The sequence below is a fragment of the Mycolicibacterium sp. Y3 genome, from assembly GCF_051188035.1.
GTDB classification, from domain to species: domain Bacteria; phylum Actinomycetota; class Actinomycetes; order Mycobacteriales; family Mycobacteriaceae; genus Mycobacterium; species Mycobacterium fluoranthenivorans.
This window is the reverse complement of the sequence record NZ_JAVQLT010000001.1, coordinates 2,786,227-2,802,361: the sequence shown is the minus strand read 5'-3', so window position 1 is coordinate 2,802,361 and position 16,135 is coordinate 2,786,227. Positions and strand designations below refer to the sequence as shown.

General features: G+C 68.7%; 14 protein-coding genes. 6 read left to right on the top strand and 8 right to left on the bottom strand.

Annotated features, from left to right (window positions below; translation table 11 throughout):
* Positions 1 to 14: 14 nt before the first annotated feature.
* On the top strand, positions 15 to 1,376 hold the full coding sequence (locus QN239_RS13550) for a styrene monooxygenase/indole monooxygenase family protein (RefSeq protein WP_499011013.1): 1,362 nt from the start codon (positions 15 to 17) through the stop codon (positions 1,374 to 1,376).
* Here QN239_RS13550 and QN239_RS13545 read toward each other — a convergent pair.
* Positions 1,373 to 2,089: an SHOCT domain-containing protein gene (locus QN239_RS13545; RefSeq protein ID WP_499011011.1), complete on the bottom strand. Its 717-nt coding sequence runs from the start codon at positions 2,087 to 2,089 to the stop codon at positions 1,373 to 1,375. The genes QN239_RS13550 and QN239_RS13545 overlap by 4 nt on opposite strands.
* A 59-nt stretch (positions 2,090 to 2,148) precedes the next feature.
* Here QN239_RS13545 and QN239_RS13540 point away from each other — a divergent pair, with 59 nt between their 5' ends.
* Complete coding sequence (locus QN239_RS13540) at positions 2,149 to 3,243, top strand: class I SAM-dependent methyltransferase (RefSeq protein WP_499011010.1); 1,095 nt, start codon at positions 2,149 to 2,151, stop codon at positions 3,241 to 3,243.
* Here the strand turns inward: QN239_RS13540 and QN239_RS13535 are convergent.
* From QN239_RS13535 to QN239_RS13515, 5 genes are all read right to left on the bottom strand, one after another.
* Positions 3,240 to 4,778 carry an acetolactate synthase large subunit gene (locus QN239_RS13535; protein WP_499011008.1) on the bottom strand — a complete coding sequence of 513 codons (1,539 nt, stop codon included), beginning with the start codon at positions 4,776 to 4,778 and terminating at the stop codon, positions 3,240 to 3,242. The two genes, QN239_RS13540 and QN239_RS13535, sit on opposite strands and share 4 nt — an antisense overlap.
* A gap of 10 nt (positions 4,779 to 4,788) precedes the next feature.
* A complete protein-coding gene (locus tag QN239_RS13530) occupies positions 4,789 to 6,423 on the bottom strand; it encodes an Hsp70 family protein (protein ID WP_499011007.1) in 1,635 nt (544 codons plus the stop codon).
* 71 nt (positions 6,424 to 6,494) lie between these two features.
* Positions 6,495 to 7,565 carry an NAD(P)H-dependent amine dehydrogenase family protein gene (locus QN239_RS13525; RefSeq protein ID WP_499011005.1) on the bottom strand — a complete coding sequence of 357 codons (1,071 nt, stop codon included), beginning with the start codon at positions 7,563 to 7,565 and terminating at the stop codon, positions 6,495 to 6,497.
* Between the two features lie 16 nt (positions 7,566 to 7,581).
* A complete protein-coding gene (locus QN239_RS13520) occupies positions 7,582 to 8,310 on the bottom strand; it encodes a potassium channel family protein (protein ID WP_499011003.1) in 729 nt (242 codons plus the stop codon).
* Positions 8,311 to 8,336: 26 nt separating this feature from the next.
* Positions 8,337 to 8,849, bottom strand: a complete 513-nt coding sequence (locus tag QN239_RS13515; RefSeq protein WP_499011001.1) for a hypothetical protein — start codon at positions 8,847 to 8,849, stop codon at positions 8,337 to 8,339.
* Positions 8,850 to 8,933: 84 nt separating this feature from the next.
* Here QN239_RS13515 and QN239_RS13510 point away from each other — a divergent pair, with 84 nt between their 5' ends.
* On the top strand, positions 8,934 to 9,674 hold the full coding sequence (locus tag QN239_RS13510; protein WP_499011000.1) for an SDR family NAD(P)-dependent oxidoreductase: 741 nt from the start codon (positions 8,934 to 8,936) through the stop codon (positions 9,672 to 9,674).
* Positions 9,674 to 10,105, top strand: a complete 432-nt coding sequence (locus QN239_RS13505) for a hypothetical protein (protein ID WP_499010998.1) — start codon at positions 9,674 to 9,676, stop codon at positions 10,103 to 10,105. The genes QN239_RS13510 and QN239_RS13505 overlap by 1 nt, the downstream gene beginning before the upstream one ends.
* 7 nt (positions 10,106 to 10,112) lie before the next feature.
* Here the strand turns inward: QN239_RS13505 and QN239_RS13500 are convergent, their stop codons facing one another.
* Entirely contained in the window at positions 10,113 to 11,771 is a 1,659-nt protein-coding gene (locus QN239_RS13500) for a hypothetical protein (protein ID WP_499010997.1), read from the bottom strand.
* A gap of 251 nt (positions 11,772 to 12,022) precedes the next feature.
* On the opposite strand from QN239_RS13500, the gene QN239_RS13495 reads away from it, so the two are divergent.
* Complete coding sequence (locus QN239_RS13495) at positions 12,023 to 12,493, top strand: septum formation family protein (protein ID WP_499010996.1); 471 nt, start codon at positions 12,023 to 12,025, stop codon at positions 12,491 to 12,493.
* Positions 12,494 to 12,496: 3 nt separating this feature from the next.
* On the opposite strand, the gene QN239_RS13490 is transcribed toward QN239_RS13495, so the two are convergent.
* A complete protein-coding gene (locus QN239_RS13490; RefSeq protein WP_499010994.1) occupies positions 12,497 to 12,877 on the bottom strand; it encodes a phage holin family protein in 381 nt (126 codons plus the stop codon).
* 81 nt (positions 12,878 to 12,958) lie between these two features.
* On the opposite strand from QN239_RS13490, the gene QN239_RS13485 reads away from it, so the two are divergent.
* The gene (locus tag QN239_RS13485; protein WP_499010992.1) at positions 12,959 to 16,120 is read left to right on the top strand and encodes a bifunctional cytochrome P450/NADPH--P450 reductase; all 3,162 of its coding nucleotides are present in this window, start codon (positions 12,959 to 12,961) and stop codon (positions 16,118 to 16,120) included.
* Positions 16,121 to 16,135: the final 15 nt, after the last annotated feature.

The window sequence follows — 16,135 nt, the reverse complement described above, 5'->3', positions numbered from 1 at the left end:
CCGATAGTCATGGCATGACGACATCGAGTGGACGTTCTGCAGCGATCATCGGCGCCGGTCAGACCGGCGTGACCGCGGCACTGGGGTTGCTGGACAACGGATTTGACGTCACCCTCTACAGCGAGCGGGAACAGGCCCAGTTGCGCGACGGCATCCCGGCCAGCGGCACCGCGCTGATCTTCGGGGAAGCACAGCGCGCCGAGGAGAGTCTTGGGCTCAACACGTACCTGGCCACCGCTCCACTGTCCACCGGACAGAGCGTGCGGGTCCTCAACGAGGGCGCGGAGGAAGTCGCGTTCGACGGCTGGTTCGACGGTGCCCGCGGGGTGGCAGTCGACACCCGGCTCAAGGCCGACGACCGGCTCACCCTGTTCCAGCAGCGCGGCGGCCGGTTCGTGGTGCAGCCGGTCGATCCGGAAGGCCTCGATGCCATTGCCGCCAAAGCCGACCTGACCCTGGTGGCCACTGGGCGCGGCGGGCTGTCGTCACTGTTTCCCATCGATCCCGCGCGCACGGTGTACGACGCACCCCAACGCAGCCTGTTGGCATTCACCGTCACCGGGTTGCCGCATGGCCCGGAGGCCTTCGCCCACCGCAGCACCGCCGGCGGGGCGCACAACGCGTTCACCGTCGTCACCGATCAGGGCGAATCCTGGTGGGGGCCTTACCTGCACAAGGACGCGGGGCCGACCTGGGCCTTCCTGGGCTGGGCCCGGCCCGGCAGCGACTGGGAACGCCGGTTCGCCACGGTGACCAGCGCCGAGTCCGCACTGCAGGTCACCACCGAGCTGCACCGCGACTACATCGACTGGGATCTGCCCGAGGTGTCCGCCCTGCGGGTCATCGACGAGGATCCGCATTCCTGGCTGACCGGAGCCGTCACCCAGCTGGTGCGGACCGCGGTCGGGCACACCGCGAGTGGTCACCCGGTGGCCGCGCTCGGTGACACCGCGGTGGCGTTCGACCCGATCGCCGGCCAGGGCGCCCAGGGCGGTCTCGTGCAGTCGGCGGCGCTGGTGCGCAAGGCCGCCGCACACGACGGGCCGTTCGACACGGCCTGGCTGAACGCGGCGTTCGAAGAGTTCTACGACCATCGGGCACGCGCCGCCCAACTGGTGACCCGGTTGTTCCTGGCCGATCCGGAACTGTCCGCATACGGCAGCCTGTTCTTCGCCGCGGCCAGCGGGAGTGCCCGATTCGCGTCGAAACTGTTTGGCCTGCTGGATGATCCACGCCCGTTCGAAAGCGTGACCTCCGAGGCTACGGCCAAACAGCTGATCACCGACTTCGCGGGTGAACCCGCCGATGAGCTGTTGGCCCGCTTCGCGCCGGCAGGGAGGTTCCAGCGCTCCGGGCTGGCGTTGAGCGCGGTCTAAGAGCCCAGTAGCCGGCGTTTCTCGGATTCGAATTCGTCCTTCGTCAGCGCGCCGGAATCACGGAGGGCGGCAAGCGTTTTGAGCTGCTGAATACGGACGCCGTCGTCGGTGGGTGTGAAGCTGGGACTCGCGTCGATGGTGAAGGAGGGCACCGGGCCGACCGGTACAGGGCGGCGGCCAACCTTGGCGGCCCACACCCGCGCGATGATCAGGTCCACCACGGCCACGCCGAACACCGCGGCGGCCCACCAGGGCAGGTGGGGCACCGGGCTGCCGTGCCCGAAGGCCAGCCGCGGGCTGATGAACGCACTGACATTGCCCTCGGTGGTGATGCGGTAGTCGCCTTCCTCGGCGATCTTGGCCACCCACACCCGTACCCGCGCATCGTTGTTGACCGTGGTGGTCGCGCCGATGTTCTCGGTCACGACGGGCTCTGGCACGCCGGCCGGCGGGTCGGCACGCAAGCGCAGGTTCGGGATCGGCAGTCCACCGCCGCTGGTACTGCCGATGATCTGGGTGTGAAAGCTGATGTTGACGTCACCTGCCGGAAGGTGCAGCGTGCTGCGCCCTGGGATCGGCACCTCGCCATAGGCGTCGTACTTGTCCAGTACGAACGCGTTGAGCACCAGCGCCACGACGAACGCGATACCCGACACGATCATGGTCACCACCGAGATCGCGGTGAGGAGTTTCGGCACAGTCGCGGCACTCATGGGCGAAGTGTGTCATGTCCGCTGTCCGGAGGTGCGTACCGCGACGGCGTACTACCGTCATGAAGGTGTCCAGTTCGAGCCGCGAGTCCAGTGTGGTGGTGCGACCGATTCCACCGGGAAGTGCGTTCTATACCGCCGGCTCCCGGCTGCAGGCGGCCGGCCTGAAACAGGCCATCACCCTGTTCGAGCAAGCCGCCCAGGTGGTACCCGTCCCCGCTGCCCCTCGGCCCATCGTGCTGGCCGACTACGGCGCGGCCAACGGGCACAACTCGCTGCTGCCGATCTCCGCCGCCATCGCGGTCCTGCGTCAGCGGACCCGAACCGAGCACTCGATCATGGTGACGCACACCGACGTCCCCGACAACGACTTCAGTGCGCTGTTCCACATCCTCGCCGAGGATCCGGACAGCTACCTGAAGAAGGACCCCGCCGCGTACGCCTCGGCGGTCGGGCGGTCGTACTACGCCCAGATCATCCCGTCCAACAGCGTGAACCTGGGCTGGTCGGCCTGGTCGGTGCTGTGGCTGGGCCGGGTGCCCGCCCCGGTACCCGATCACATCCACGCGTCCTTCAGCGCCGACGCGGAGGTGCGCGCGGCACACCAGAAGCAGGCGGCGTTCGACTGGCATGAATTCGTGGCGTTCCGCGGCCGTGAGCTGTGTCCGGGCGGGCGCGCGGTGGTGCTCACCATGGCCGTCTCCGAGGACGGCGAGTTCGGTTACCGGCCGGTGCTGCAGGCGTTGATGGCCGAACTGACCGAACTGGCGGCCCGCGGCGTGATCACCGATGCCGAGCTGAGCCGGATGAACATCCCCATCGCCGGCCGGCGCGCCGCCGACTTCCACTCGCCGTTCGCTCCGTCCGGCCGCCTGGAACAACTCGCGATCGAGCATCTCGAAGTGTTCGACGCCGAGGACCGGTTCTGGCGTCAGTACCAGATCGACGGCGATGCACGGCATTTCGGTGCGGAGTGGGCGGCGTTCATGCGAGCGGCGGTGTTCCCGGCGTTGACCGGGGTGCTACCGGCGGACCGCCGGCCGGTCTTCGCCGACGCGCTGGAGGCCGGCGTCGCGGCCCGGCTGGCGGCGGCACCCGAGCAGATCCAGATCCCGCTGGCCGTGGTGGTGCTGCACAAGCGGCCGAAGTCGTACTAGCCCCAGGCGGGAATCGCCGCATCGATGAGATGCGGTCCGGGTTCGGCCACCGCGGCCCGGAACTGGTCGGCCAGTTCCTCGGCGGTGCTCGCGCGGCTGGCGGGCACGCCGAATCCTGTTGCGAGGGCGACGAAGTCGATATCCGGATTGCCCAGATCCAGCAGCGACCGTGACTGCGGCCCGGTGGCCGCCGACCCCACCCGCGCCAGCTCCAGCTGCAGGATCGCGTAGGCATGGTTGTTCAGGATCACCACGGTGATGTCGAGCCGTTCACGCGCCATCGTCCACAGCGCCGAAATCGTATACAGCGCACTGCCGTCGGCTTGTAGGGCGACGACCGGCCGGTCCAGGGCGGCGACCGCGGCCCCGACCGCCACCGGCAGTCCCTGCCCGATCGCGCCGCCGGTCAACGTGAGCACGTCGTGACGCGGGGACGCCGCGGTCGCCGCGGGCAGCAGCACCCCACTGGTGTTCGCCTCGTCGACGATGACGGCATTCTCGGGGAGCAGCGCCCCGATAACCTGCACCCAGTTGGCGACGTTGAGCGGGCCGCTGGGCAACGCCGGTGGCTGCTGCACGGCGGGCGGGAGCGCGGGTGCGGCGAGCGCGTCGGCGAGCCGGTCCAGGTCGGCCGGTTCCACGGTGTGGATCTGAGTGCCGAGGGGAACCAGTCCGCTCGCCTTACCCGGATAGGCGAAGAACGCGACCGGAGAACGGGCGCCCACCAAGATCAGGTGGGTGAGACCGGACAGCTGTTGCTCGGCTTGCTCGGCCAGGTAGCCCAGCCGTTCGATCGGTGGGACACCGGCCCCGCGAGTCAACCTCGCCGGGAATGTCTCGACCAGCGCCCTGGCCCCGATCGCGGCCGAAATACGTGCCGCTGCAACGAGTCCGGCCTCCGTGGTCGCCGCACCCCCGAGCAGCAACGCGGTGCCGGGACCGTTGTTCCGCAGTAGTTCGACCACCGGCTCGATATCGGCCACGACGTCGTCCCCGACCGGCGCCTCGGGTGCCGTGTCGATCGGAACCTCGGCGGTACTCCAGGAATAGTCGGCGGGCAGGATCACGGTGGCCACCCGCCCGGGCGGCCCCACCGCGGCCGCGATCGCCTCATCCACCGACACCGCCAGGGCATCCGCGGCGGCGGGCCGGAACACCAGACCTTCCGGCCACCGGGCCAGCGCCTCGATATCGGATTCCAACGGCGCGTCGAACTCCTTGTGATACGTGGCGTGATCCCCGACGATGTTGACCACCGGGCTGTGCGCGCGCCGCGCGTTGTGCAGATTCGCCAGGCCGTTGGCCAACCCCGGACCCAGATGAAGCAACGTGGCCGCCGGTGTGCCGGTGATCCGGGCGTAACCGTCGGCGGCGCCGGTGGCCACCCCCTCGAACAGGCACAGCACCGCGCGCATCGCGGGGGTGTGATCGAGCGCCGCCACGAAATGCATCTCCGAGGTTCCGGGATTGGCGAAACAGACCTCGACTCCGCCGGCCAGCAATCGGCCGATCACCACATCGGCACCGGTGTTCACCGGCTCCACCCTAGTGTGGAAGCGCTTGCCCCGGTTGCGGAATGAACGCCGGCAGGCCGGGGATCGTGGGGATCGGCGGAATGGTCGGGATCGTCGGGATGAACGGCGGCTGCGTCACCGGCGTCTCGGTGGTCGGCTCGGGTGACAGTGCCGGCGGCGGCGGGGCCGCACTGGTGGTCTCCGGCGCCGGCGTCTCGGTGCCGGATTGCAGCGGCTCCTGCGTGACCGGCGCCTGCCGGGTGACGGTCCGGGTCTGCTCCGGCACCTCGGTCGCCGGCGCGGGCACCTCCGCGGGCGTCGGCTCCGCCGGGGCCGCCGACTGCGTGGCCGGGTTCGCCGTCGCCGTAGCCGTCGTGGTCTGGGGAGCGGGCGTCTGCGCCTGATCGGTGCGCATCACGAAGACGACCGCGGCCACACACACCGCCAGCACGACGGCGGCCCCGGTGCCCAGCAGCAGCGCGGGCCGCCGGTACCAGGGATCCGGTTCGGCAGCCGGTTCCTCACGGTCGGTGAAATGCACCTCGGGCCTGGGCGGGATCGGGTTATCGACCACGAACGGCTCCGGGTCGGGAATTTCGTCGGTGTCCTGGGACCAGGCCAAGGCGCGGAACGTGCTCGACATCGCCGGGTCGCCCACCGGCGCCGCCATCGCCGCCAGGGGTGCCACCGCGGTCGCGCCGTCATCGGCGGGTCCGCGGGCGGCGCGGATCCCGGCCCCGATCGCGGCCGCCAGCTCGGGCTGCGGCATCGTCACCACCGGCGCCCGGAACCGTTCGGACAGGGCCGCCGTGACCGCGGGAATGCGCGCACCACCGCCTACCGAGGCCACGGCCACCACATCGGCCGACCGGATCCCGCTGCGTTGCAACGTGTCCTGCAGGACCGCGAGAAAGTCGGCCAACGGTGCGCGCAGCCCCGCGTCCAGCTCGTCCCTGGTGATCCGCACCTGGGTGCGATGGCCGGGCAGATCCACCGCGACCGAGGCCGCTGCGGCACCGGAGAGCTGTTCCTTGGCCGTCCGGCATGCCATCCGCAGCCGGGTCAACGAGCCGATCGCCGATGTTCCGGCCGCATCGACCGCGCCGGGCACGCCGGCGAGCACCTGGGTGAGCAACATCTGGTCGATCAGCGTGCCGGAGAACTCGGGGTGGCGGACCGTCGGGGCGATCGGCTGATAACCATTGGCGGCATCGGCCACCGTGATGCTGGTGCCCGTGCCGCCGAAGTCGCAGAGCACCACCACCCCGCGCGCCGGCAACCCCGGATTGTCGGCCAACGCGGTCAGTGCCGTGCCGGCATCGGAGAACAGCGGTGCGGTACGCAGTTCAGGGGCAGCGGCCAGCGCGGCCCGCAGCGCGTCGACCTGTCGGTCCTGCCAGTGCGCCGGGTGACTGATACCGGTGTGCCCGCCGGCGGGGACCGCCGCACGCAGGGCGCGCAGGGCCTCGGTGAGCACCGCCTCCGCGCGGTGGGTGGATCCGTCGGCGGCCACCAATCCCACCGGGTCGCCGACACGGTCCACGAAATCGGTGAACACCGGGCCCCGCTCGCGCGTCAGCACGGCCGGCCGCGTCACCGCGGCCCGACCCACCGCCACCGCCGCCAGATTGGTGGCACCCACCGACAGCCCAACCGACTCCGTCATCACACCTGCCTTCGGCAAACCCTATCGGGTTGTCCATCCGGATTTGCCGGGACAGCGTTACTCGGTGCTGGTCAGCGGATGGTGCCAGCCCCTGGAATCAGCGGAAGGTCCAGCGCCGTGACCCAACCCGGCGGCAGCGCATTCACCGCAGGAACGGCGTTGAGCGCGCGCAGACCGGTTGCCAGACAACCCGCGGCCGCCGCATCACGACCGGAGCCGTCGGTGAACCGGAACGCGGTCTCCTGCGAGATGCTGGGCGTGCCCTCGATGTCCACCCGGTAGACGTCGTTGTCGTTACCCGTCGGCCAGTCCGGTGCCGCGTCGAGGCCGATCCGGTTGACGTGCTCGAGCTGGATACGAGTCTCACCGCGGTATCGGCCGTTGATGGTGAATCGGACCGCCGCGACGTTACCGGCCTGGATGATCCCCTTGGCGGACTTGCGGTCCTCGGGGGTCACCCACTTCTCCCAGGTGGTGGTGATCTCGTCCAGGGTGATGCCCGCCGCATGGGCGATCATCGGCACCGTGGCACCCCAGGACATGACGAGGATGTCGCGGTGTTCCAGCAGCGGTGTGTAGTCCGGTGACTTGCCGATGCCCATCTCGAATTCGTAGTCACCGGTGTAGTTGGTGTAATCGAGCAGTTCGGACGCCCGCACCGTGCGTACTTCGGAACACAGACCCATCAGGGTCATCGGGAACAGGTCGTTGGCGAATCCGGGATCGATCCCGGTGGTGAAACACGATGCCGCGCCGGCCGCGCACGCCTCGTCGATCGGCGTGATCCACGACGGCGGGTTGAGCCGCATGTGCGGCCACACCCACGGTGTCATCGCCGTCGAGCACACGTCGATACCGGCCCGCAGGAAACGGGTGATGAGGTCGATATTGGCGTCGGCCTGCGCGGCGGTCGGTCCGTAGTGCACCAGCGCGTCGGGTGCCAGTGCGATCAGCGCATCGACATCGTCGGTGGCGGTCAGCCCGATCGGGGTGTCCAGGCCGCAGATCTCGCCGACATCGCGACCCACTTTTTCCGGGTTGCTCACCCCGACCCCGACGAGTTCGAACAACGGGTGCTTGACGATCTCCGCGATCACCATGCTGCCGACGAAACCGGTACCCCACACCACGATTCGCTTCATCGCGCGTCCTCTCCAATCACCGTCCATCGGCGTCGCTGCGCATCGCGTCGCGCAGCTTGCGGATCTCCTCGCGGAGTTCCTCGATATGCGCGGCGGTCGCCGCCTGGCTGGCGGTGTCCTCCTCAGCCACCTTCTCCACGATCCACGACGCGAGCGTCGCGGTGACGACACCGAGCAGGCTGATCCCGGCGATCATCAGCGCGACGGCGATCAACCGCCCACTCGAGGTCACCGGCGTCAGGTCGCCGTAGCCGACGGTGGTCACCGTACTGACCGCCCACCACACCGCGTCGCCGAATGAGGTGATCTGGGCGTGGGGCGCATGACGTTCCACGTCGAGGACGGCCAAGGACGCGGCGTAGACGATCATCACCACCCCGCCCGCGGTGTACGTCGCGACCCGGCCCCGGATGCTGTGGCCGACGGCGCGCTGCAATACCTCCAGCACCACCGCCAGGCTCAGCAGGCGCAGTGGGCGGAACATCGGCAGCACGACGATCGCGAGGTCGACGAGGTTGCGCAGGAACCACCGACCGCGCGGTTCGGCAAGGTAGAAGCGCGCCAGATAGTCGGCGACGAAGACCAGATACAGACCGGCCATCACGGCCCGCATCGCCATGTCGGAGAAGCCGTGCGGCTCCGCGAGCACCTGCACCGAATAGCAGCCGAGGAACATCAGCGCCACGGCGGCCATCAGCCATTCGGTCCGCTGTTCGAAGCGCTCCAGCCGGGTTTGATCAGACATCGTGCCGGTGAGCGTAGTCCCGCAGGTCAGAAGCAGCGCCGCAAGCCACCCGGCTCACAGATCAGCGGGTACTGCTCGACCGGCAACGGGAGCGGGCGCGCGAAGGTTAAGGTGAACGGCTTCTTGTCCAGGGTCGCGGGCAACCCGCAGACCTGGCTGTGCGACATGGTCCGGGTACCCGTCAGGGTCTGGCTGTCAAACTGGAAATACTCCTTCAGCGCGGCAGTACTGCCGTCGGGGCACTTCAGGCCGTCCATGGTGGTGATGCTGTAAGCCCACAGACCATCCGTCAGTTTCGCGTCGCCACTGGGCGCGACCGTGGCAGGGAAAGCACTGACGTGCAGGATGCAGGCGACCGGATCACGGATCTCGGCGCGGAGATCACCCACCACCGGGACGCAGTTCGGGTAGATCGACCACTCCGCGTCCGGCAGGCCTTCCTGATGGAAGGTGTAGACACCCTGCATCACCTGCTGGTCCGCCCACGCCGGGCCGGCAAATCCCACCAGCGCCGCGCAGAGCAGAACTGCACCGACCAATCCGGAAAAGTACTTCCTCACCGACGCAGTATTACAGGGCGCTTATGACACGTCTCGGGTTTGTCCCGTGAGAGAGTGCCGGGCATGAGTCAGCTGAGCGGCAAAGTGGCGTTGGTGACCGGAGCGTCGTCCGGTCTGGGTGCGGCGACGGCGAAGGTGTTCGCCGAGCGCGGCGCGACGGTGTTCGGTATCGCGCGCGACACCGACCGGCTCGCCGAGGTGTTCACCGAGGTGCCCGGTGGCCGGTACGCGTCGGTGGACATCGCCTCCGCGCAGGAGTGCCGGCAGGCGGTCGCGGATTGCGTGGCCGCGTTCGGCCGGCTGGATGTGCTGGCCAACGTGGCCGGGTTCCACCAGATGCGCCGCACCGTCACGCTGACCGACGCGGAATGGGACCACGATCTCGCGGTCAACCTGAACGGCCCGTTCTTTCTGTGCCGCGCCGCGCTGCCGCATCTACTGGAAACCGGCGGCAATATCGTCAACGTCGCCTCCGTCGCGGGCGTCGAGGGTGAGGTCTACTCGGCGGGCTACTGCGCGGCCAAGCATGGGCTGGTCGGCCTCACCCGCGCGCTGGCAGTCGAATTCACCAAGGAGAAGCTGCGCGTCAACGCGGTCTGTCCGGGCGGAATGCTCACCCCGCAGGTGACCGAGTTCGCCGCCCCCGAGGATGCGGACTGGGATCTGATCATGCGGATCGCCGCCCCGCGCGGTTTCATGGACCCGGTGGACGTCGCCAAGACCATCGCCTTCCTGGCCAGTGATGACGCGGCGGCCATCCACGGCGCGGTGTACCGCGTGGACAACGGAAAGGGTGCGGACTAGTGAAGACCCCGGCGAACGTATCTCCTGACGGCAACGCCGTCGTCGAGGATTCCCTCGGCACCGTCGGGAGTGTCGCGGTGGACGCCTCCATCGGCACCGTCGGCAGCGCCGCCGTGGCCGGATCGATCGCCACGCTCGGCAGTGCGGCCGTGGCGGGCTCGATCGCCACGGTCAACAGCGCGGGCGTCGCCGGATCGATCGCCACCGGCGCAAGTGCCGGTGTGGCAGGCAGTTTCGCCGTATTCGGCAGTGCCTTCACCATCCTGTGCGTGGCGCTCATCGGCTGCGCGGCGTGCCTGGTCTGCGTCGCGTGCCGGAGATGCCGGGCCTGCGTGGGGTGCGTGGCATGTGCCGACTGCGTCGGCTGCATCGGATGCGTGAACTGCTCGGGCCTGCGCGGCGCCGTCGGTCTGCGCGACGTGCACGCCTGAGCGAGCGCTACATTCCGCGCCGGCGGCCCATCAGCACCACCAGACCGACCGCACCCAGGCTCAGCACCGAGCACGCCACCGCGGCCGCGATCAGGTAGACCTGGTTGCGATCCAGCCCGCTGTCGGCCGCACTGGCGGTGTCGGCGGTACTCCCCGAGACGAGCTGCATCCGGTAGTCACCCGGCAGCGGCGCCTCCCTCGGGTCATCGAGCCCGGGGAACTGCTGAGTGCGGTGCACCTCGAATTGGCGCTCCCCACTACCGGACTGGGTCCACACACCCCAGGCAGGTGTCACGCCGTCGAGCAGGACCTTGCGCTCGCCGTAGCGGGTGTCGTCGCCGACGTCGACGACACGCTGCACCCGGAACGGCTCGTACACCGCCGATGAGTACCGCACCTGGACGGGCACGTTGTCATACCGCAGCACCGGTGGCGGAGGCGGCGGGGGCGCCATCCCGACCGCGGGAATGTAACCGCCGCCGAAGAAGCTGCCGACCGCGACATTGACCGCCGTGTTCAGCGCGTTCACCACCACCGCGGTGAAGCTGTATGCGGCCAGATCTGCGGCGTACATGATGACCCGCTGCAGAGGGTTGATCTGCACGATCCGTGGCGAGTTCTGGTACATGTACACGACGCGTACCGGATCCCGGTAGGGGTTGAAGATCATCGGGCGGTAGTACTCGTCGTACTGCACCCAGTCCGGCCGCCATTGCCGCACCTTGCGGTCCCAGTTCAGACCGTCGTCGTGGCGACTGTCGCCCCCTGGCTGGAAATCCGGGCGATTCCAGTCCCGGTTGTCTACCCTGCTGTCGTCCCGATCGGTCACCTTCAGCGCCACCGCGAGTGCGGCGACATCATGCTGCGGGGCGGGGGCCGGCTTCTCCTCGACGGGCGTGGCGTGACGCGCCAACTCGACATCGGGCTCGGGGGCATCCAGCGTCTGCGGTCGCAGGGTCTCGATTGGCCGGGCGGCCTTGGCGACGGTCGAGGACGTCTCGGTTTCGGTGGGCTTGCCGGTCGCAGTCGGGGTGGCCTCCACCACGGCGGGCAGCGTGGTCTCGGGCGCCGGGACCTGCGCGGTCGGCGTGACGGCGTCGGGCGTGGGTGGCTCGGTCACCCGGCCGACCGGCGCCGGGCGGTCATCCGTGGGCGACACCGGGGGTACGGAGGTGGGCTCGACCGCCGTCTCGCTCGGCTTCGGGGTGGGCGTCGGGCTCGGCTTCGCGGTCGCGGTCGGGGTGGGGACGGGTGCCGTTGCGGACGCCCGGGTGGTGGGTTCGGCGACCGTGGTGGTGCTGGGCTTGGGCGCGACGGTGATCTGCGGAGCCGGAGCCACGGTGACGGGGGCCGGCGCGACGGTCGGCGACGGCTCCTGGACCGGCGTCTGCACGACGGGGGCGGGCGGGGCGGCCGTCACCTCGGGAATCCGCGCCGGCTTGGTTACCGGTTGTGTTGCGGCCGTGGGCACTTCGGCCTCGACCGTGGGTTGCTGTGAGGGCGTGTCCCGAGGCACGGGTACCTCGGCGACCGTGGTCGTCGGCGCCGAGGGGTCTGCCACCGCGGGCGCCAGCCCCGAGGTCAATGCGGTCAACGATATGACCACGGTCGAAGCCACTCCGGCGACCACGTGCCGTCGGGGCAGAAATTCGCGCGTTGCACCCACCGTGCATCCACTCCTCTGAAGGTCCAGGGAGCGTGGCATTCCAGCCACAGCTGCCATGTTGCAGCCATCTCCCCCGACACTGGCCCGGGGCCAGCAGCTGTCTCGCATGGTTCATCGCCGCGCACGAGGATGCGTTACACCGGCTACGTCACAGTGCCGACTCGGCCCGGCGGGAACAAACGCACAATGCAGACTGTTGGCGCGCGGGCGCATAAACTCAGGCCGTGCGGACAGGCAGACTACCTGCGCCAGTGACGATTTCCGCTGCGATTCTGCTGGCGAGCTGTGGCGCGCACCCCACCGCGGCACCACCGGCCCCGACCACCGCCGATACGCCGACATCGCACTCCGCGCCGGTGCCGGCGCCCGCACCACGCACGCTGCCGTGGTTCAACCTCCAGGTCGGCGACTGTGTGGACCAGATCCCCGCCGTGGACGAAGGCGCGGTCGATGTGACGCTGGTGGACTGCGCGGCACCGCATCGAGCCGAGGTGTACCAGCGCGCGCCCATCCCGGTCGACGCTGCTGTCACCGAGGTGGCGAATCAACGCTGTAACGACGCCCTCACCGCGTACACCGGGGCGTCAGGCAGCTATACCGTCAGTTACCTCATCGACTCGAATCAGGACCGTACCGCCGACAATCCTCTGCCGAGCATCGTCATCTGCCTGCTGCAGGATGCCGGCGGCGGCGCGCTGACCCGCTCGGCGCGCGGCCGCTGAACGTCACTCCTTACCGATCTTCTTCTTGACCACCAGCAGCGGCAACAGCAGGGTGGCGACGGCCGTCACCAACCACACGACCACCGTCGCGGCGACCCAGGAGCCGGCGCCACGAATGCTCAGACCATGGGTCAGCACCGAGGCCAGCAACAGCGCGACAAATGTTGACACCAGGCCGATTCCGCCGAGAAACGCCGAGGCGTACCGGGATGCCATCTTGGCGATGAACGGCGACAGGATCGCCTGCGCCAAGGCGAAGACCACCACCGCGACGACGAATCCACGCCACGACACCGATACCCCCGACACCAGCCGGTCGGCAGCCAGCAAACCGATCGCCGCCGAACCCAGGAAGACCAGCGTGTTCACCAGTAGTCGCACCATGTCGACGATGGTAAGGGGCCCCGCGGCTTTCGGAGTGAAGATAGGTCCCGGTTCCGGTAATTGACGCCTATGCTGCCCGACATGGCCGACTTCGCCCCCTCCCTCGCCCCGGAACTGGACCAGATCCCCTCCGCCGAGGGACCGCTGCCCGGTGCGGACGATCTGGCGGGACGGCCCTACGCGCTACCCGTCGACATCCTCGGTGAACTGCACGGGCCGCTGTTCTACGCCGACTACAGCGGCTTCCGAAAGCTGTACGCGTGCTCGATGGCGTTGGTCGAGGAACTCTGCGACGAGGAGCGGTTCGCCAAGAATCTGACCCCGTCGCTGGCCCGGGTCCGCCCACTGGCCGGCGACGGTCTGTTCACCGCGTTCCACGGTGAGCCGAATTGGCAGAAGGCACATGACGTTCTGCTGCCCGGGTTCAGCTACGCCGGACTACGCAACTACCACGAGGCAATGCTCGCCATCAACCGCCGGATGATCACCGGTTGGGATGCGCAGGCCGGGCGGCAATCGGTGAACGTCTCCGATGACCTGCAGAAGCTCGCGATGGACACGGTGGCGCTCGCCGGCTTCGGAGCCCGTTTCGACTCTTTCGACCACGACGGCCTGGCACCCATCCCGCAGAGTTTCACCGCTGCGCTCGGCGAACTCGGAAAGGGCGGAGACACACCACTATTCGAGTCCGAACTGACCACCCTGCACACCTACTTCGACGAGTTGATCGAGGCGCACCGCAACGGCGGTGAAGACGCCGCCGACGATCTGCTCTACCTGATGCTCGGCCGCGGACCCGGCCGCGAACCCGTTCTGGACCAACAGAACATCCGAAACCAGATCATGACGTTTCTCATCGCCGGCCAGTTGACGACATCGGAACTGATGCCCAACACGCTCTACAACCTGGTGCACCACCCGACGGTGCTCGGCCGGGTCCAGGCCGAGGTCGATGCGGTGTTCGGTCCTGACAACGACTACCTGCCGACCTACGACGACATCGGCAAGTTCGGCTATCTCCGGCAGGTCATCAACGAGACACTGCGGTTGTCTCCGCCGGTGCTCAGCTTCGATCGGATGGCGCTGGCCGACACCGTCATCGGCGGCAGGTATCCGATCAAGAAGGGCGAAGCCGTCAGCGTGCTCACCGGGGCATTGCACCGGCAACCGCAATGGGGCGACAACGTCGAACTGTTCGACCCGGACCGGTTCGAATCCGACCGTGCCGCCGCGCGTCCGGCCGCGCTGTTCAAACCGTTCGGCACCGGAGCCCGGTCGTGCATCGGGCGCCAGTTCGCGCTGCACGAGGCGACCATGACCATCGCGCGGATCGTACACCGCTACCGGCTCATCGATTCCGGGCACTATGTGCTGCACTGGGACGGCCCGCTGAGCCGCCGGCCGGCCGGTTTCCGGCTCGACCTGGTGCGACGCACCCCCGCCGACCGCAAGCCCGCCACCACGGCTGCCGTCCAGGACACCGCCCAGCGCACGACGACCGGTTCGGTATCGGCCCTCAAAGCCGGTACCACCGTGGCCGTACTGCACGGCTCCAATCTCGGCACCTGCCGCGCGCTCGCCAAACAGCTCGCCGAGGAGGGCACCGATATCGGTTGTGCCACAACGGTCGGCCCACTCGATGATGCCGCCGGCGGGCTGCCCGAAGCCGACGCGGTGGTGATCATCGCCTCGTCGTACAACGGTCAGCCGACCGACGACGCGCGCGAATTCCTTGCCTGGCTCACCGGGCCGGACGCCGCGATCGACGGCGCCCCCTACTTCGCGGTGCTCGGCGTCGGCGATCACAACTGGGCCGACACCTATCAGGCCGTGCCGAAACGGATCAACGAACGCCTGAGCGAGCTGGGCGGCACGTCCCTGGTGCCGTTCGCAGCGGCGGACACCTCCGGTGACCTCAACGGCACGCTGGAAGAGTTCTCGACTGCGCTGTGGTCGTCCATGTCTGCGCTGTTCGGGGACCCGGATGCGGTGGCGGTGACCGATAGCGAGGAACCGCTCTACGATCTGCACCTCATCGTCGGCCCCGTCACCGCCGCCATCGACACCCGCTTCGGCGTGTGCCCCATGACTGTCTTGGAGAACACCGAACTGGTCAGCGACGAGACCGCGCAGGGGCACGCCAAACACTTTGTCCGCGTTGCCCTGCCCGAGGACGTCGAGTACCACACCGGGGACCACCTGACGGTGCTGGCGGACAACCCACCCGAACTGGTCGACACCGTGCTGGACCAACTGGATATCGACCCGGCGTTGCGCCTCTCGATCAACCCGCGCCGGACCTCGCGGCGGCTCATCGCCCTCGACCGTGAGGTGAGCGTGCGTGAACTGCTCACCCACTTCGTCGAACTGCGCAAGCCGGCGACGCGCAGCCAGTTGCGCCGGCTCGCGGCCACCAACCCGTGCGTCCCCGAACGCCGGCGTCTCGAAGAACTCGCCGAGGCAGCCGAACCGTGCGCCCTGAGCCCGATCGAATGCCTACTGGAATTCCCGGCCTGCGCGCTGACCGGTGCCGACCTGCTGGAACTGCTGGAGCCGATGACACCGCGGCACTACTCCATCGCCTCGTCGTCGCGGCTCTCACCGAAAGTCGTGGCGCTGGTGGTCAGCGTCCTCGACGCCCCGGCTCGATCCGGGCGTGGGCTGTTCAAAGGCGTCGCGTCGAACCATCTGGCCACGCTGGGTTCGGGGGCGCAGATCCGCGCCCGCGTCGATCAGGCCCGTCAGGCCTTCCGGGCCGGTGCAGACCCGGCCAAGAACGTGATCCTGGTGAGTGCGGGGACCGGTGTCGCACCGTTTCGCGGGTTCCTGGGCGATCGGCTGGCAGCGCGGCAGGACGGTGACCCGTATGCACCGGCTTTGTGCTTCTTCGGAGTTCGCGATCCCGACGTGGACTACATCTTCCGCGAGCAGTTCGATATCGCCGAAGACCTGGGAATCGTGCGGATGCGACCGGCCTTCTCCCGGGCACCGGAGAACGGCGTCCGCTATGTCCAGGACCGGATCGCCGCCGACGCCGACGAGGTGTGGGACCTGCTCGGCGATCCCGCCAAAGACACCCACGTCTACATCTGCGGCGACGGTGCCCGGATGGCCCCGGCCGTCAGGCAGGCGTTTCTCGACATCTATTGCGCGCGTACCGGTGCCGACGAGAGCGCGGCCCGCGACTGGCTCATCGGCCTCGTCGAGTCCGACCGCTACGTCGAGGATGTCTGGGCGGGCTGACCGTCACAGCTCCGA

Bases quoted from the DNA above. Each gene is read 5' to 3' on its own strand.
- QN239_RS13550 (WP_499011013.1), top strand. From the start codon at position 15: ATGACGACATCGAGTGGACGTTCTGCAGCGATCATCGGCGCCGGTCAG.
- QN239_RS13545 (WP_499011011.1), bottom strand. From the start codon at position 2,089: ATGAGTGCCGCGACTGTGCCGAAACTCCTCACCGCGATCTCGGTGGTG.
- QN239_RS13540 (WP_499011010.1), top strand. From the start codon at position 2,149: ATGAAGGTGTCCAGTTCGAGCCGCGAGTCCAGTGTGGTGGTGCGACCG.
- QN239_RS13530 (WP_499011007.1), bottom strand. From the start codon at position 6,423: ATGACGGAGTCGGTTGGGCTGTCGGTGGGTGCCACCAATCTGGCGGCG.
- QN239_RS13525 (WP_499011005.1), bottom strand. From the start codon at position 7,565: ATGAAGCGAATCGTGGTGTGGGGTACCGGTTTCGTCGGCAGCATGGTG.
- QN239_RS13520 (WP_499011003.1), bottom strand. From the start codon at position 8,310: ATGTCTGATCAAACCCGGCTGGAGCGCTTCGAACAGCGGACCGAATGG.
- QN239_RS13510 (WP_499011000.1), top strand. From the start codon at position 8,934: ATGAGTCAGCTGAGCGGCAAAGTGGCGTTGGTGACCGGAGCGTCGTCC.
- QN239_RS13490 (WP_499010994.1), bottom strand. From the start codon at position 12,877: ATGGTGCGACTACTGGTGAACACGCTGGTCTTCCTGGGTTCGGCGGCG.
- QN239_RS13485 (WP_499010992.1), top strand. From the start codon at position 12,959: ATGGCCGACTTCGCCCCCTCCCTCGCCCCGGAACTGGACCAGATCCCC.